This is a genomic window from Delftia sp. S65 (assembly GCF_016516495.1).
Taxonomy (GTDB): domain Bacteria; phylum Pseudomonadota; class Gammaproteobacteria; order Burkholderiales; family Burkholderiaceae_C; genus Comamonas; species Comamonas acidovorans.
In genome coordinates this window covers 27,235-41,502 of record NZ_JACVUR010000012.1, presented here as the reverse complement: position 1 = coordinate 41,502, position 14,268 = coordinate 27,235, and the positions used below count along the sequence as shown (strand labels likewise).

At 65.2% G+C, this 14,268-nt stretch carries 12 protein-coding genes; 6 read left to right on the top strand and 6 right to left on the bottom strand.

Annotated elements, in window-relative coordinates; translation table 11 throughout:
• The 3 genes from IAE24_RS12740 to IAE24_RS12730 all read left to right on the top strand — a co-directional run bounded on the left by IAE24_RS12740 (window position 1) and on the right by IAE24_RS12730 (window position 3,153).
• The gene (locus tag IAE24_RS12740; RefSeq protein WP_199961418.1) at window positions 1-390 is read left to right on the top strand and encodes a DUF2523 family protein; all 390 of its coding nucleotides are present in this window, start codon (window positions 1-3) and stop codon (window positions 388-390) included.
• The gene (locus IAE24_RS12735; protein ID WP_199961417.1) at window positions 387-1,751 is read left to right on the top strand and encodes a zonular occludens toxin domain-containing protein; all 1,365 of its coding nucleotides are present in this window, start codon (window positions 387-389) and stop codon (window positions 1,749-1,751) included. The genes IAE24_RS12740 and IAE24_RS12735 overlap by 4 nt, the downstream gene beginning before the upstream one ends.
• Window positions 1,752-2,538: 787 nt before the next feature.
• The gene (locus IAE24_RS12730; protein WP_199961416.1) at window positions 2,539-3,153 is read left to right on the top strand and encodes a recombinase family protein; all 615 of its coding nucleotides are present in this window, start codon (window positions 2,539-2,541) and stop codon (window positions 3,151-3,153) included.
• A gap of 108 nt (window positions 3,154-3,261) precedes the next feature.
• On the opposite strand, the gene serB is transcribed toward IAE24_RS12730, so the two are convergent.
• The 3 genes from serB to mfd form a co-directional block, all read right to left on the bottom strand.
• Window positions 3,262-3,975 (bottom strand): phosphoserine phosphatase SerB, encoded by a 714-nt coding sequence (serB, locus tag IAE24_RS12725; protein WP_012204694.1) that lies wholly within the window; start codon window positions 3,973-3,975, stop codon window positions 3,262-3,264.
• Between the two features lie 79 nt (window positions 3,976-4,054).
• Entirely contained in the window at window positions 4,055-4,720 is a 666-nt protein-coding gene (locus IAE24_RS12720; RefSeq protein WP_199961415.1) for a hypothetical protein, read from the bottom strand.
• A gap of 17 nt (window positions 4,721-4,737) precedes the next feature.
• Window positions 4,738-8,232, bottom strand: a complete 3,495-nt coding sequence (gene mfd / locus IAE24_RS12715; protein WP_034391890.1) for a transcription-repair coupling factor — start codon at window positions 8,230-8,232, stop codon at window positions 4,738-4,740.
• A gap of 161 nt (window positions 8,233-8,393) precedes the next feature.
• Between mfd and ispD the strand changes: the two genes are divergently transcribed.
• On the top strand, window positions 8,394-9,224 hold the full coding sequence (gene ispD / locus IAE24_RS12710; protein ID WP_013803158.1) for a 2-C-methyl-D-erythritol 4-phosphate cytidylyltransferase: 831 nt from the start codon (window positions 8,394-8,396) through the stop codon (window positions 9,222-9,224).
• A 16-nt stretch (window positions 9,225-9,240) separates the two neighbouring features.
• Window positions 9,241-9,720: a 2-C-methyl-D-erythritol 2,4-cyclodiphosphate synthase gene (gene ispF / locus IAE24_RS12705; RefSeq protein ID WP_013803157.1), complete on the top strand. Its 480-nt coding sequence runs from the start codon at window positions 9,241-9,243 to the stop codon at window positions 9,718-9,720.
• 102 nt (window positions 9,721-9,822) lie between these two features.
• Here the strand turns inward: ispF and IAE24_RS12700 are convergent, their stop codons facing one another.
• Window positions 9,823-11,325 (bottom strand): ATP-binding protein, encoded by a 1,503-nt coding sequence (locus tag IAE24_RS12700; RefSeq protein WP_012204699.1) that lies wholly within the window; start codon window positions 11,323-11,325, stop codon window positions 9,823-9,825.
• A gap of 243 nt (window positions 11,326-11,568) precedes the next feature.
• Window positions 11,569-12,306, bottom strand: a complete 738-nt coding sequence (ompR, locus tag IAE24_RS12695; RefSeq protein WP_017404718.1) for an osmolarity response regulator transcription factor OmpR — start codon at window positions 12,304-12,306, stop codon at window positions 11,569-11,571.
• A 305-nt stretch (window positions 12,307-12,611) separates the two neighbouring features.
• Here ompR and IAE24_RS12690 point away from each other — a divergent pair, with 305 nt between their 5' ends.
• Window positions 12,612-13,358 (top strand): SIMPL domain-containing protein, encoded by a 747-nt coding sequence (locus IAE24_RS12690; protein ID WP_043819357.1) that lies wholly within the window; start codon window positions 12,612-12,614, stop codon window positions 13,356-13,358.
• A 72-nt stretch (window positions 13,359-13,430) separates the two neighbouring features.
• On the opposite strand, the gene IAE24_RS12685 is transcribed toward IAE24_RS12690, so the two are convergent.
• A complete protein-coding gene (locus tag IAE24_RS12685; protein WP_012204702.1) occupies window positions 13,431-14,225 on the bottom strand; it encodes a 3-hydroxybutyrate dehydrogenase in 795 nt (264 codons plus the stop codon).
• Window positions 14,226-14,268 lie beyond the last annotated feature (43 nt).

The window sequence follows — 14,268 nt, the reverse complement described above, 5'->3', positions numbered from 1 at the left end:
ATGCTCAATTGGCTCAAGACAACCATTGCTGACTTTGTGGGCTGGCTCAAGTCCACATGGACCGATTTCGTGGACTGGATCAGGGACACGATTACCACGCTCGTCAAATTTTTCTCTGACTTGGTCGTCAACGTCTTCAAGGCGTTATGGGACATGGCGACGGACCTTGTGTGTTGGGTCATCGAAAAATTGCTCGATCTGGTTGTGTCAGCCGTCAAGGCTCTGGATCTCAGTGGCCTGCAGGGCTTCGCGCCAGCTGGAGGCCTACCCGAAGAAATCCTCAATGTTATGGCGCTGTGCGGCGTGGGATCTGCTGTTGCCATCATCACCACGGCAATCGGTATCCGCCTCGCGCTACAGCTCATTCCATTTACACGGCTCGGATCATGATTAACGGCCTTGAAGGCATCCCAGGCTCGGGCAAGAGCTATGAAGCTGTGGCGTATCACGTCCTGCCCGCGCTCCGGGCGGGGCGCAAGGTCATCACGAACCTGCCGCTCAACATCGACGCCTTTGCGGCCATCGACCCGGCTTGGCGCGATCTGATCGAGATTCGCACCAGGCCGGCGCCGCGGATCGGCGACTGGAATGCCGCCAACATTGCCGAGCATGAGGCATTCCGGCTGTGGACCGACCGCGAGCCTGAGCCTCAGCCTGAAAACATCTTCACGTTCGGCAGCGTCTGGGACTACTACAGCACATGGCGCGGCGACAAGGATCAAGGCCCGCTGTACGTCATTGACGAATGCCACGTCGCGCTCCCCAAAATCGGCACGCCTGATGCTGTTGTCCAGTGGTTCAAGCTGCACCGGCACTACAACGCCGAAGTGCTGCTGATGACTCAATCCTTCCGCGACATCAACCAGCCGATTGCCCAGCTCGTCGCGACAATGATCAAGTGCCGCAAGGCCGACATCCTGGGCAATGCAGATGAGTACATCCGCAAGGTACATGCGGGCTATCGTGGCGCAGTCATCCAGACAGACCGGCGCAAGTACGAATCCAAGTACTTCGGGCTCTACAAGAGCAACACCCAAAGCAGCGGCAGCGCTGAATCGAAAGCTCAGGACGTCTCGCCCATGATCGTGAAGTTCAAGCGCTTCACGCGGCTATTTTGGGTCTTTGCCATCGCTTACATGGTCTACGCGTTTTGGCCCCAGGACGACACCAGCGTATGGGGTCACAAGACCGCGCCTGCAGCCAAAAGATCCACTGCGGCCGTACCCGTGCAGGTCCAGCATGCCCCGACCGCGCCACAGGCCCAGCAAGGCCTCGCCCAGGGCGCACAGCAGTCTGCAGGCACGTCGGCAACCCCAACTGCACCTGAGGTCAAAGACCCTCTGTTTGGCAAGCTGCTGCACATGACTGGCGACCTCAGTAAGCAGGGCAGGGACCAGATCACATTTGTTGTCAGTAGCGAGGGGCGCCGCGTGTTCGACCTGACAAGCGACGACCTGGTGCAAGCTGGCTACAAGGTCCACCGGCTGGCGAACTGCATGGCGACGGTCACATATCAAAGCGTGGTACGGCCAGTCACTTGCGATGCTCCGTACACGGCCAGCGGGAGGGGGGATAAGCCGGTGGTCATTGACACATCGACAGGCGCTCGCAGCGATCGGCCGACACAAACGCTAGCGGCGCCGCTCCAGCAGGTCCCCCAGCTCGTGGCCCAGCAGGCGACTCAGCAGGAGGGCTACAGCGCTGCACTCGCGCGCCGCAATGCTCAGGTGAGATCTGTGTTGACAGATTGATTCTGTTACAACCCTGTCTATGCAACTCAAAGCAGCGACAGTATTTCTATTTGTCCTTCTGATTAGCTCGGCAAATGCTCAGGTGTATCGATGTGGCAATACATATAGCAACCAACCGTGTAAAGGCGCGAAGGAGGTCGATACATCGCCCGCCTTGGCAGATCCCAGAGGTGCACAAACCAAAGAGATATTTTTGTGTCGGGCTGCACCGGGACGGCTGTATTGGAATCATGAACATTGCTCTGCTCGAGGGTGGACTGTCGAACGGATCGCAAGGGTTCCTCTGGCTGCTTCGTGGGATGATCAGGTCGAGATGGCACGTAGCCAAAAACGCAATGCGGAATCGCTGGCCAGTGCGCCCTACTCGTCCGGTTCTTCGAGTTCAGAAGCACCGTCGAATAGATCAGCCTGCCAGCAGCTCGATGAGCGCATCAAGTGGCTGGATGGCTTGGCGCGAGTTGACAGCAGACCCTGGATTACCGAAGAGCGTCGTCTTTCGAGAGACAAGCAATTCAGGCTACGCTGCTGAGGGGTATGGGGCATCGCCCCATGTCAACACTTGCCGCGCAACATGCCCGGCGCCATCGTCCATCAGGTCTAAACCGCGCCTGGCCCGCGCTTCCAGATTTCGACCAGGTCGAACACATCGTCCAGCCGCAGCCCTCGCAAGCCGAGGCGTTTCGCGCGTTGGCAAAACCCTCGCAAACTGACCAAGCCTGCTGCGTGCCCTGAGAAACGGTATTGCTGCAGGCATTTTTATTCCCACAAAAATACGCTAGGAGAACGTATGCGTTATGGGTATGCGCGAGTAAGCACCCTTGATCAAGACACATCAATGCAGGCGAGCGCACTTGTTGCGGCACGGTGTCATGAGGTTGTTCAGGAAAAGCGTTCAGCGGTGAAGTACAGGCCAGAGCTCGAAGCTCTACTGCTGCGTCTTCGTCGAGGTGATGAGCTTGTCGTTTACAAGCTGGATCGGCTCGCTCGTAGTCTGCGCGATTTGATCCGCATCATTGAGCATGTTCAGGGAGTAGGAGCCAGGCTTCGCAGTCTCACAGAGCCCATCGACGTGGAGACTTCAATGGGGCGGATGATGCTGCAGGTCCTTGGCGCTGTTGCAGAGTTTGAGCGGAGCTTGATTAGAGAGCGGTGCATGGCCGGGCAGCTTGAGGCAATCAAGAAGGGCAAGACCCTTGGCCGGCCGCCGAGCATTCCTTTGCAGGATGCAAACGAGATCATCCAGCTTGCTGATTCCGGTATTCCACAGCGGGCTATTGCAGAGGCCTATGGCGTCAGCCCGTCCAGTGTCTTCCGCTTGCACGCAGAGGCGACGGGCCGCAAACCTCGCAGATATGGCCAACTCAGACAGTTGGTCTATAACAACTTAAAACCCACTCGCTGAGTGGGTTTTTGAGTGCTTTTAATGGCTTTTGCTATCAGTTTTGATTGCTTCAAAAGCCATTGATTGCGGAGCGGCGCAGCGGCCTGCGCCCGCCGCTGCCGCCCGTTTTCAGCGCAGGACTTCCAGCAGGCGGTCCAGGCCGCCTTCGGTGATGGAGACCTTGGCTTCGTTGCGCACGCGCGGCTTGGCGTGGTAGGCCACGGACAGGCCTGCGACCTGCATCATGGGAATGTCGTTGCTGCCGTCGCCCACGGCGATGCACTGGTCGGGGCGAATGCCCAGCAGCGAGGCGACTTCCAGCAGGGTGCGGCGCTTTTCGGCGCCGTCGCAGATGTCGCCCCAGGGCTGCTCGATCAGGCCGCCGGTCAGCGCGCCGTCACGCATCTCCAGCACGTTGGCACGCACGAAGTCGATGCCCAGCATGCCGCGCACATGTTCGGCAAAGTAGGTGAAGCCGCCCGAGACCAGCAGCACCTTCAGGCCCGCAGCCTGGGCTGCGCGCACCAGGGTCTCGGCGCCCGGGGAGAGCTTCAGGCGCTCGGCCAGCACGCGGGCCATGTCGGCCTCGGTCACGCCGACGAGCTTGCCCACGCGCTGGCGCAGGCTGTCCTTGAAGTCGGTGATCTCGCCGCGCATGGTGGCTTCGGTGATGGCCGAGACCTCGGCCTTCTTGCCGGTGGCGTCGGCGATTTCGTCGATGCACTCGATGGTGATCAGCGTCGAGTCCATGTCGAACGCGATGAGCTTGTAGTCGGCCAGCTTCAGTGGCGGCTGGATGCCGCGGATCAGCAGTCCGGGCGCGAATTCGGTGACATCGGTCATGGGTGGGGCAGCAAAAAGGGGACGGGCCGCCGGGCTGGCGGGAAACAGGCGCAGATCATATCCAGTGGCGGGCCTGCCGTCAGGCTGCGGGCGGCTGGCGCAGGTAGATGGCGTCCGACCAGGTGGCCAGCCATTGGGGGCGAAACACCACGAAGATGGCGGTGACCATGCCGGTGACCACGGCATCTCCCCAGGCCATGAGCCAGCGCGCGATGCGTGACAGATCCTCGTTGACGCCGGGCAGGGCGTGGCCCGCCGCCTGGGCCAGCAGGGCCGAGATGAAAACGCACAGCACCGTGCCCGCAAAGCCGCGCGCGAGAATGAAGACAAAGATCTGGTGCGGCAGCCAGCGCCGCAGCGCTGCACCCCAGAGCATGGCCAGCGTGGCGGGCACGATGCCCTGCCAGACCGAGATGCCCAGCGCATCGCCCCAGCCCAGGGCCGGCGACAGCAGGGCGGCCAGCCCGCCCACGATGAGCAGCAGCGGCACGGCCAGAGGCCAGCCCAGCATGAGCACCACCAGCGGCGCAGATGACCACTGCAGTTGCAGCGGCATGCGGTGCAGCGTGGGCAGGGCCCAGATCCAGGGCAGCAGCACGAGCACGCCCAGCAGCGGCGTGACCAGGGGCGAGGCCATGCGGTCCTGCGGGCCGCCCGGACCAGTGCGGCCGGCCAGCATGCGCCAGGGGCGCAGCCACAGCGCGGTGGCCAGGGCCAGCAGGGCGATGCTCGCTTCGAGGAACATGGCTGGAACGACGCGTTCTATGCGGGCTGGGCCGCCTTCGCCTCCACCAGCGGCTGGCCCAGGCTGCGCAGCACGTCGCGCACCATCTGGGCACGGTCCTTGGGGTTGTCCAGGGCACGCTCGATGCGCAGCTTTTCGTTGCCGGCCAGCTTGATGTGCTTGTTCTTCTGGATGAGGTGGATGATGGCCATCGGGTCCACGGGTGGCTGGGGCTTGAAGGTGATGTTGATGACGCCGGGCGCCGCATCCACCTTGACCACGCCGTAGGGCTGGGACAGCACGCGCAGGCGGTGCACGTCGATCAGCGTCTGCGCCTGGGGCGGCAGCTTGCCGAAGCGGTCCACGATTTCTTCGAGCAGGGTGTCGATCTGGTCGCTGGTGCGGGCCGTGGCCAGTTTCTTGTAGAAGGACAGGCGCAGGTGCACGTCGCCACAGTAGTCGTTGGGCAGCAGGGCCGGCGCGTGCAGGTTGATGTCGGTGGAGGCCGACAGCGGGCTGAGCAGGTCGGGCTCCTTGCCGGCCTTGAGGCTGCGCACGGCCTCGGACAGCATCTCGTTGTAGAGCTGGAAGCCCACCTCCATCATGTTGCCGCTCTGGTTCTCGCCCAGCACCTCGCCGGCGCCGCGGATCTCCAGGTCGTGCATGGCCAGGTAGAAGCCCGAACCCAGCTCCTCCATCTGCTGGATGGCCTCCAGCCGCTGCTGGGCCTGCTTGGTCAGGCTGTCCAGGTCGGGCACCATCAGGTAGGCATAGGCCTGGTGGTGGCTGCGGCCCACGCGGCCGCGCAGCTGGTGCAGCTGGGCCAGGCCGAACTTGTCGGCGCGGCTGATGAGGATGGTGTTGGAGCTGGGCACGTCGATGCCGGTCTCGATGATGGTCGAGCACAGCAGGATGTTGTAGCGCTGGGCCACGAAGTCGCGCATCACGCGTTCGAGCTCGCGCTCGGGCATCTGGCCGTGGGCCACGGCAATGCGTGCCTCGGGCAGGATTTCCTCGAGCTTTTGCTTGCGGTTCTCGATGGTCTCGACCTCGTTGTGCAGGAAGTAGCACTGGCCGCCGCGCTTGAGCTCGCGCAGCACGGCCTCGCGGATCACGCCCGTGCCCTCGTTGCGCACAAAGGTCTTGATGGCCAGGCGCCGCTGGGGCGCGGTGGCGATGACGGACAGGTCGCGCAGGCCTTCCAGCGCCATGCCCATGGTGCGCGGGATGGGCGTGGCCGTCAGCGTGAGCACGTCCACCTCGGCGCGCATGGCCTTCATGGCTTCCTTGTGGCGCACGCCGAAGCGGTGCTCCTCGTCGATGATCAGCAGGCCCAGGTTCTTGAACTGCGTGGACTCGGACAGCAGCTTGTGCGTGCCCACGACGATGTCCACCGAGCCGTCGGCAATGCCCTTGACGGCCGCCGTGATCTCCTTGCCCGAGCGAAAGCGCGAGACTTCGGCCACCTTGATCGGCCACTTGGAGAAGCGGTCCACCAGGGTCTGGTAATGCTGCTCGGCCAGCAGCGTGGTGGGCGCGAGAAAGGCCACCTGCTTGCCGCCTGTGATGGCCACGAAGGCCGCGCGCAGCGCCACCTCGGTCTTGCCGAAGCCCACGTCGCCGCAGACCAGGCGGTCCATGGGCTGGGGGCTGATCATGTCCTGGATCACGGCGTGGATGGCGGCGCGCTGGTCCGCCGTTTCCTCGAAGCCGAAGTCGTTGGCGAACTGCTCGTAGTCCTGGGGCGAGTAGCGGAAGGCATGGCCCTGGCGTGCGGCGCGGCGCGCATAGATGTTCAGCAGCTCGGCTGCCGAGTCGCGCACCTGCTCGGCCGCCTTGCGCTTGGCCTTTTCCCACTGCGTGCCGCCGAGCTTGTGCAGCGGCGCGTCCTCGGGCGAGACGCCCGTGTAGCGGCTGATCAGCTGCAACTGGCTGACGGGCACGTAGAGCACGGCGTTGCCCGCGTACTCCAGGTGCAGGAACTCCTGCACGGCCGGCGTGCCGTCAGGGTTCTTCTGGCCCATGTCCATGTTGACCAGGCCCTGGTAGCGGCCGATGCCGTGGTCCGAATGCACCACGGGGTCGCCCACCTTGAGTTCGGACAGGTCCTTGATCAGCGCCTCCACATCGCTGACCTGCTCCTGGCGGCGGCGCCTGCGGCCCGTGGGGCTGGTGGCGAACAGCTCCGTCTCGGTGACGAAGTCCAGGCCTTCCTCCACCCAGGCAAAGCCGTTCATCAGCCCGGCCGTGGCAATGCCCACCTTCTCGCCCGCATCGCCCTGGAACTCGGCCAGCGAGTCGAAGACCGGCGGGTTCACGCCCGAGGCGCGGAAGAAGTCCAGCAGGCTTTCGCGCCGGCCATCGGACTCGGCCAGCAGCAGGATGCGGTGGGCGCTGCTGGCAATGTGCCTTTGCAGGCGCGCCAGCGGGTCTTCCGCGCCGCGCACCACGGACAGGTCCTCCAGCTTCTGGAAGATGGCGCTGTCGGCCACGTCCTCGGTGCCTGGGCGCAGCGCGAGCTGGGCGTGCTCCTTGGCGCGCGTGTAGAACTGGTCGGCGGACAGGAACAGCACCTCGGGCGGCAGGGCCGGGCGCTCGGGGTCGCCCTGCACCAGGCGGAAGCGCTCCTTGGTGTCCTGCCAAAAGCGCTGGAAGGCCGGCTCCAGGTCGCCATGCATCACCACGGTGGCATCGGCGCCCAGGTAGTCGAACACGGTGGCCGTTTCGTCGAAGAACAGCGGCAGGTAGTACTCGATGCCGGCCGTGGCAATACCCTGGCCCATGTCCTTGTAGATGCGGCTGCGCGTGGGGTCGCCCTCCAGCAGCTCGCGCCAGCGCTGGCGGAACTTGGCGCGCGCGTCCTCGTCCATGGGGAACTCGCGGCCGGGCAGCAGGCGCACCTCGGGCACGGGGTAGAGGCTGCGCTGGGTGTCGGGGTCGAAGGTGCGGATGGAGTCGATCTCATCGTCGAACAGATCCACGCGGTAGGGCTGCAGCGAGCCCATGGGAAACAGGTCGATCAGGCCGCCGCGCACCGCGTACTCGCCGTGGCTGACCACCTGGGAGACATGCTGGTAGCCGGCCAGCGTCAGCTGGGCCTTGAGCTTGGCCTCGTCCAGCTTCTGGCCGCTCTTGAACTCGAAGGTGTAGCCGGCCAGGAAGGAGGGCGGCGCCAGCCGGTACAGCGCCGTGGTGGCGGGCACCAGCACCACGTCGGCACCATGCTCCTTGTCGCGCTGGTTGATGCGCCACAGCGTGGCCAGGCGCTCGCTGATCAGGTCCTGGTGGGGAGAGAAGCTGTCGTAGGGCAGGGTCTCCCAGTCGGGGAACAGCGCGCAGCGCAGGCCCGGGGCGAAGAAGGCCATCTCGTCGATCAGCCGCTGGGCATCCGAGGCGTCGGCCGTGACGATGGCCGTCACCCGGCCAGCAGCCTTCTCGCGCTCGCCCAGGCGGGCCAGCAGCAGGGCGTCGGCGCTGCCCACAGGGCGGGGCAGGGTGAAGCGTTTTCCGGGAGTGAGCTTGGGCAGTTCCATGGTGCTTGGACGTGGGCGCCGCAGCGCCTGGGCGAAGTAACGACAAAACCCCTCGGCACGCGCAGAGGGGTATCGAACCATTTTAGCCAGCACGCATGACGGACATGCAGGCATGCCCGCATGTCCATGGTGGCGCATGGCCGTCACTACAATGCGCCACCATGACAGATCTGCTTGCGGCGGCTGCGCCCGCATCCCTGGAGCCGGCCCGCCTGTGGGCCTTGATCCCCTGTGCGGGCACGGGCTCGCGCGCCATCGCGCCCGATGCGCCTGCGCCTGAACTGCCCAAGCAATACCACCTGGTGGCCGGTGCGCCCATGGTGGCGCACACGCTGGCCGCCTTTGCGGGCGCAGCGCGCGTGCACCATACCCTGGTGGTGATCGCGCCTGGCGATGATTTCTGGCGCCAGGGCCTGCCGGGCCCGTCGCCCACGCGCTACTCCACGGCGGCCTGCGGCGGCGCCACGCGGGCCGAATCCGTGACCAACGGCCTGAAGGAGCTGCTGGCGCGCGGTGCGAGCGCGCACGACTGGGTGCTGGTGCACGACGCCGCGCGCTGCCTGGTGACGCCCGAACTGATCGATGCCCTGATCGACGCCTGCGAGCACGATGCCGTGGGCGGCCTGCTGGCGCACAAGCTGCCCGACACGCTCAAGACGGCCGTGACCGGGCCTGGCGGGGTGCGCGTGGCGGGCACGGTGGACCGCAGCGACAAATGGCTGGCGCAGACGCCGCAGATGTTTCGCATCGCGCCGCTGCTTGACGCCCTGGAGCACGCGGGATCGGCCGTGACCGACGAGGCCAGCGCCATGGAGGCCGTGGGCCAGCGCCCGCGCCTGGTGCCCGGCGGCGCGCAGAACTTCAAGGTCACCTATCCCGATGACTTTGCGCTGGCCGCCGCCGTGCTGTCGCAGCGCGCGCATGGCGCGACGCTGGAACGCTACCGGGGCAAGCGCGACCAGCCGCAGGCGTCGGGCAATCCGTTTTTCTGAACCTGGAATGTTTCACATGAATTTTCGTATTGGCGAGGGCTGGGACGTGCATGCCCTGGTGCCCGGGCGCAAGCTGATCCTGGGCGGCATCGAGGTGCCGCATGAACTGGGCCTGCTGGGCCACTCCGATGCCGACGTGCTGCTGCACGCCATCACCGACGCGCTGCTGGGCGGCGCGGCGCTGGGCGACATCGGCCGGCATTTCCCCGACACCGACCCCGAGTTCCGCGGCGCCGATTCGCTGGTGCTGCTGGTGGAGGCGGCGCGCCGCGTGCGCGCCACGGGCCTGGAGATTGGCAACATCGACAGCACCATCATTGCCCAGGCCCCCAAGCTGGCGCCGCACATTCCTGCCATGCGCGAGCGTATCGCCACGGCGCTGGGCCTGGCGCTGGACCAGGTCAACGTCAAGGCCAAGACGGCCGAGAAGCTCGGGCCCGTGGGCCAGCAACAGGCCATGGAGGCGCGCGCTGCCGCCTTGCTGTTCCGCGCCTGACCAGCTGGATGCCATCCCCATGCAAAAGGCCCCGGCGATCGGTCAACGATCGCCGGGGCCTTTGTATTTGCCGAACGTATCTGCCGAACGCGCGCTGCGTGCTCAGTCCTCTCCGTCCAGGGCGCCGTCCTGCGCACGCGGAGGTAGCTGGCGCTTGATCTGCGGGCGCTGCAGACGCTGCTCGGGCTCGGCACCCTTGGCCACGCCCGAGGCACGCTGCAACTGCACATGGGCAACCAGCCCGCCCGTGGAGGAGTTGGACAGCGCAAACACGCCGCCCATGCGCTGCACCGTCTTGTCCACGATGGACAGGCCCAGGCCCGCGCCCGCTGCGGCCGTGCGCGCGGAGTCGCCACGGAAGAAGGGCTGGGTCAGGCTGGCCAGCTGCTCGGGCGGCACGCCACGGCCATGGTCGCGGATGCGAATCACGACCCAGCTTTCGCGCTCCGATGCCGTCACGTCCACGTGGGTGGTTTCGGTCTCGGGCGTCTTGCCGTAGCGGCGTGCGTTCTCGAACAGGTTGGAGATCACGCGCGCCAGTTCCACCTCGTCGGCCAGCACATAGACGCCTTCGGGCACGGCCATGCTGATCTGCAGCTCGCGGTGGTCCTGCACCGCATAGACGCAGGACGACACCACGGCATGCAGGTTGACCGGGTTGAGGGTCACATGGTCGGGGCGGGCGTAGTCCAGGAATTTGTCGATGGTGGCGTCGAGCTGCACGATGTCGGCCACCATGTGCTCGCGCGCCACGTCGTCTACCACGCTCATCTCGGTCTCCAGCCGCAGGCGGGCCAGCGGCGTGCGCAGGTCGTGGGAGATGCCAGCCAGCATCACCGCGCGGTCCTGCTCCAGCTGGGCCAGTTTCTGCGCCATGCGGTTGAAGCCGATATTGACCTCGCGGATCTCGCTGGTGACGGCTTCCTCGTCGAGCTGGCTGGCGTCGAAGTCGCCATCCCGCACGCGGTTGGCCGCATAGCTCAACTGCTTGAGCGGCCGGTTGATCAGGCGCGCGATGGCTGCCGCCCCCGCCAGGGACAGCAGGCCGGCCGTGATCAGCCAGATCAGCCAGGTGCGCCCGCTGGCCGGTGTGAAGCGCGAGCGGTCCATCAGCAGCCAGGTGCGGTCGCCATTGATGGTGAAGCCCACCCACAGCCCCGGTTCGCCATTGACGCTGCGTGCCACGATGGTGCCGTAGCCCAGGCGGCGCGTGAGTTCTTCGGTCAGGCGCTTGCCCAGCGTGCTCTGGTCCAGCAGCTCGAAGCTGTCGCCGGGCTCGCGCGGCAGAATGCGCACGCCTTCCTGGTCGGCCATGGTCTTGATCAGCGAGACACGGTTGATGGCATCCGAATGCACCAGGGCCGCGCGGCTGAGGTTGACCAGCGAGGCGATCTGCTGGGCGGTGTGCAGCGTGCGCGGCTCGAACTCGAAGGCGCGCAGCGTCTGCAGCCACGCCAGGATGCTGCCCACCAGCAGCAGGGCCAGCAGGCAGAAGGTACGCCAGAAAAGATTGAGTCCCAGCGGAGAGCGCGCAGTCATGCGCCGCTCGTAGTCGAGCGGCGCAGGGCTGGTGGCGTCGTGGGGCGGGACGGTGAAGGAACTCATGGAATGCGGTTCGTCATTCTAGGGGCCGGCTGCGAGATTACGCCTGTGCCGGCCAGCCTGCGTTACCGGTTGTCTCGGTCGACAGGGTGAGGTTTTGGCGCTGCGCATTGTCAACGGCACATAAAACGTTACGGCCCCAACCCAGGGACGCCGAGCAAGAGCCGCCTCGCGGCGAGGGCGTCGTCCCCCTCCCGCGGAGCGAGAGAGGGGGAAGGCGCGCAGCGCCTCAGGGGGTGATGCATTTCAGTTCGCGCCATCGGGTACGAACACGTAGCCCACACCCCAGACCGTCTGGATATAGCGCGGTGCGGCGGCATCTTCCTCGATCAGCTTGCGCAGGCGCGAGACCTGCACGTCCAGGCTGCGGTCGAAGGGCTCGAACTCGCGGCCGCGCGCCAGCAGGGCCAGCTTCTCGCGCGACAGCGGCTGGCGCGGGTGGCGCACCAGGGCCTTGAGCATGGCGAATTCGCCCGTGGTCAGCGGCAGTTCCTCGCCGTTCTTTTGCAGCACGCGCGTGCCCAGGTCGAAGGTGAAGGGGCCGAAGCTCACCACCTCGTTGTCGCCGGAAGGCGCGCCCGGCGCTTCCTGCGGCGGGCGGCGGCGCAGCACGGCATGGATGCGGGCCAGCAGTTCGCGCGGGTTGAAGGGCTTGCCCAGGTAGTCGTCGGCGCCCACTTCCAGGCCCACGATGCGGTCCACATCCTCGCCCTTGGCGGTCAGCATGATGATGGGCGTGCGGTCATTGGCCGAGCGCAGGCGGCGGCAGATGGACAGGCCATCCTCGCCGGGCATCATCAGGTCAAGCACGATCAGGTCCACTGTTTCGCGCAGCAGGATGCGGTTCAGCGCCTTGCCATCTTCGGCAATCATGATCTCGAAGCCTTCCTGCGTCAGGTAGCGGCGCAGCAGGTCGCGGATGCGCGCATCGTCATCCACCACCAGGATCTTGTCGGTGCGGTTGGTCGTAGTGGCCATGTTCATCCTCGGTCGGTCATTTGTAACAGCCGCCATTGTTACCAGCTTGCGCTGAAAAGTCTGGTCAAAACCCCGAACTTTTGCCGTGTGTTACAGATGTTGCGTTTAAATTTAGAACGGAAAATGTGTCTTTAGAATATTTAACTATGGGTTCACCGCGTTGATGCATTTATCGTTGCAATAATGTTGTGAATGACGGGGCGAATAGGCCTGAACGGCTCCACACCTGTCACCATCTGGCGGCATGCCGTAGCGAAAGGGCGGCATGCAGTTGTATCCCTGAACTACCTTTCATTTCAAAGGGTGAACGCATGAGCAAGCTTTCCAAACAGCTGTCCCGCCCCTGGGTCAAGTCCGTGGTCGCGGCCACTGCGCTGGCCTGTGCCAGCGGTGCCTGGGCGCAGAACGCCGCCTCGGCGCAGGCACAGCCGGCCAATGTGGTGCAGTTGTCTGCAGAAGGCTCGGTGGATGTGGTGCAGGACCTGCTGACCGCCACCTTGTCGGCCACGCGCGAAGGGCGTGATGCCGCCACGGTCCAGTCCCAACTGCAAAAAGTGGTCGAGGCCGCCATGGCAGTGACCAAGCGCAGCGCCCAGTCGGGCCAGATGGATGTGAGCACCGGCAGCTTCGGCATCTATCCGCGCTATGGCAAGGACAACAAGGTGGAAGGCTGGCAGGGCCGCGCCGAGATTCTTCTGCAGGGCCGCGACTTCGCGCGCATCACGCAGACGGCGGCACAGGTGCAGGACATGACGCTGTCGCAAGTGGGCTTCGGCCTGTCGCGCGAGGCCCGTGAAAAGGTCGAGGGCGAGGCCCAGGCCAAGGCCATCGAACAGTTCAAGCAGCGTGCCACCACGCTGTCCAAGAGCTTCGGCTTTGCCAACTACAGCCTGCGCGAGGTCAACGTGAGCAGCAGCGATACCTCGGTGCCCATGCCGCGTCCGCGCATGATGGCCATGTCCGCCAAGGCCGCCGGCGCGGAAATGGATGCCGTGTCCGTGGAAGCGGGCAAGGCGCAGGTGATGGTCCACGTGTCGGGTTCGGTGCAGATGTACTGACCGGGTGACCCATCCATGAAAAAAGGAGCGCCGTGGCGCTCCTTTTTTGGCAGTGGTCCTGTCTGGCCGCGATTACTGCGCAGCCCAGCCGCCATCCATGTTCCAGGCCACGCCGCGCACGTTGGCGGCAGCGGGCGAGCAGAAGAACACGGCCAGCTCGCCAAGCTCCTCGGGCGTAGTGAACTGCATCGAGGGTTCCTTTTCGCCCAGCAGCAGCTTCTTGGCTTCTTCATTGCTGATGCCGTGCTGCTCGGCCTTGGCGTCCACCTGCTTTTGCACCAGCGGCGTCAGCACCCAGCCGGGGCAGATGGCGTTGCAGGTGATGCCGGAGGTGGCGTTCTCCAGGGCCGTGACCTTGGTCAGCCCGACAATGCCGTGCTTGGCCGCCACATACGCGGACTTCTGCGCCGAGCCCACGAGGCCGTGCACCGAAGCCACGTTGATGATGCGGCCCCAGCCCTTGCCGCCATCGGCCGCCTGCATCATGGGCAGGACCAGGCGCGAGGTGTGGAAGGCGCTGGACAGGTTGATGGCGATGATGGAATCCCAGCGCTCGGGCGGGAAGTCTTCCACCCGTGCCACGTGCTGGATGCCGGCATTGTTCACGAGGATGTCGATCTGGCCGAAGTTGCGCACGCTGTACTGGACCATGTCCTCGATGTCTGCCACGCGGCTCATGTCGGCACCGTGGTAGGCGACCTGGGCGCCGGCGGCCTGGCCTGCGGCCAGCACTTCGGCACGGGGGCCGTCCACATCGCCGAAACCATTGAGCACGATATTGGCGCCCTGGCGGGCCAGCGCCTTCGCGATCCCGAGGCCGATTCCGCTGGTCGAACCGGTCACGAGGGCGGTCTTGCCTTTCAACATAGAGAGTCTCCGAATGAATGTACGATGCAACACAGCCATTATC

Excerpts from the sequence above, each read along its gene's own strand:
- IAE24_RS12740 (WP_199961418.1), top strand. The coding sequence starts at position 1 with ATGCTCAATTGGCTCAAGACAACCATTGCTGACTTTGTGGGCTGGCTC.
- IAE24_RS12735 (WP_199961417.1), top strand. The coding sequence starts at position 387 with ATGATTAACGGCCTTGAAGGCATCCCAGGCTCGGGCAAGAGCTATGAA.
- IAE24_RS12730 (WP_199961416.1), top strand. The coding sequence starts at position 2,539 with ATGCGTTATGGGTATGCGCGAGTAAGCACCCTTGATCAAGACACATCA.
- serB (WP_012204694.1), bottom strand. The coding sequence starts at position 3,975 with ATGACCGATGTCACCGAATTCGCGCCCGGACTGCTGATCCGCGGCATC.
- IAE24_RS12720 (WP_199961415.1), bottom strand. The coding sequence starts at position 4,720 with ATGTTCCTCGAAGCGAGCATCGCCCTGCTGGCCCTGGCCACCGCGCTG.
- mfd (WP_034391890.1), bottom strand. The coding sequence starts at position 8,232 with ATGGAACTGCCCAAGCTCACTCCCGGAAAACGCTTCACCCTGCCCCGC.
- ispD (WP_013803158.1), top strand. The coding sequence starts at position 8,394 with ATGACAGATCTGCTTGCGGCGGCTGCGCCCGCATCCCTGGAGCCGGCC.
- ispF (WP_013803157.1), top strand. The coding sequence starts at position 9,241 with ATGAATTTTCGTATTGGCGAGGGCTGGGACGTGCATGCCCTGGTGCCC.
- IAE24_RS12700 (WP_012204699.1), bottom strand. The coding sequence starts at position 11,325 with ATGAGTTCCTTCACCGTCCCGCCCCACGACGCCACCAGCCCTGCGCCG.
- ompR (WP_017404718.1), bottom strand. The coding sequence starts at position 12,306 with ATGAACATGGCCACTACGACCAACCGCACCGACAAGATCCTGGTGGTG.
- IAE24_RS12690 (WP_043819357.1), top strand. The coding sequence starts at position 12,612 with ATGAGCAAGCTTTCCAAACAGCTGTCCCGCCCCTGGGTCAAGTCCGTG.
- IAE24_RS12685 (WP_012204702.1), bottom strand. The coding sequence starts at position 14,225 with ATGTTGAAAGGCAAGACCGCCCTCGTGACCGGTTCGACCAGCGGAATC.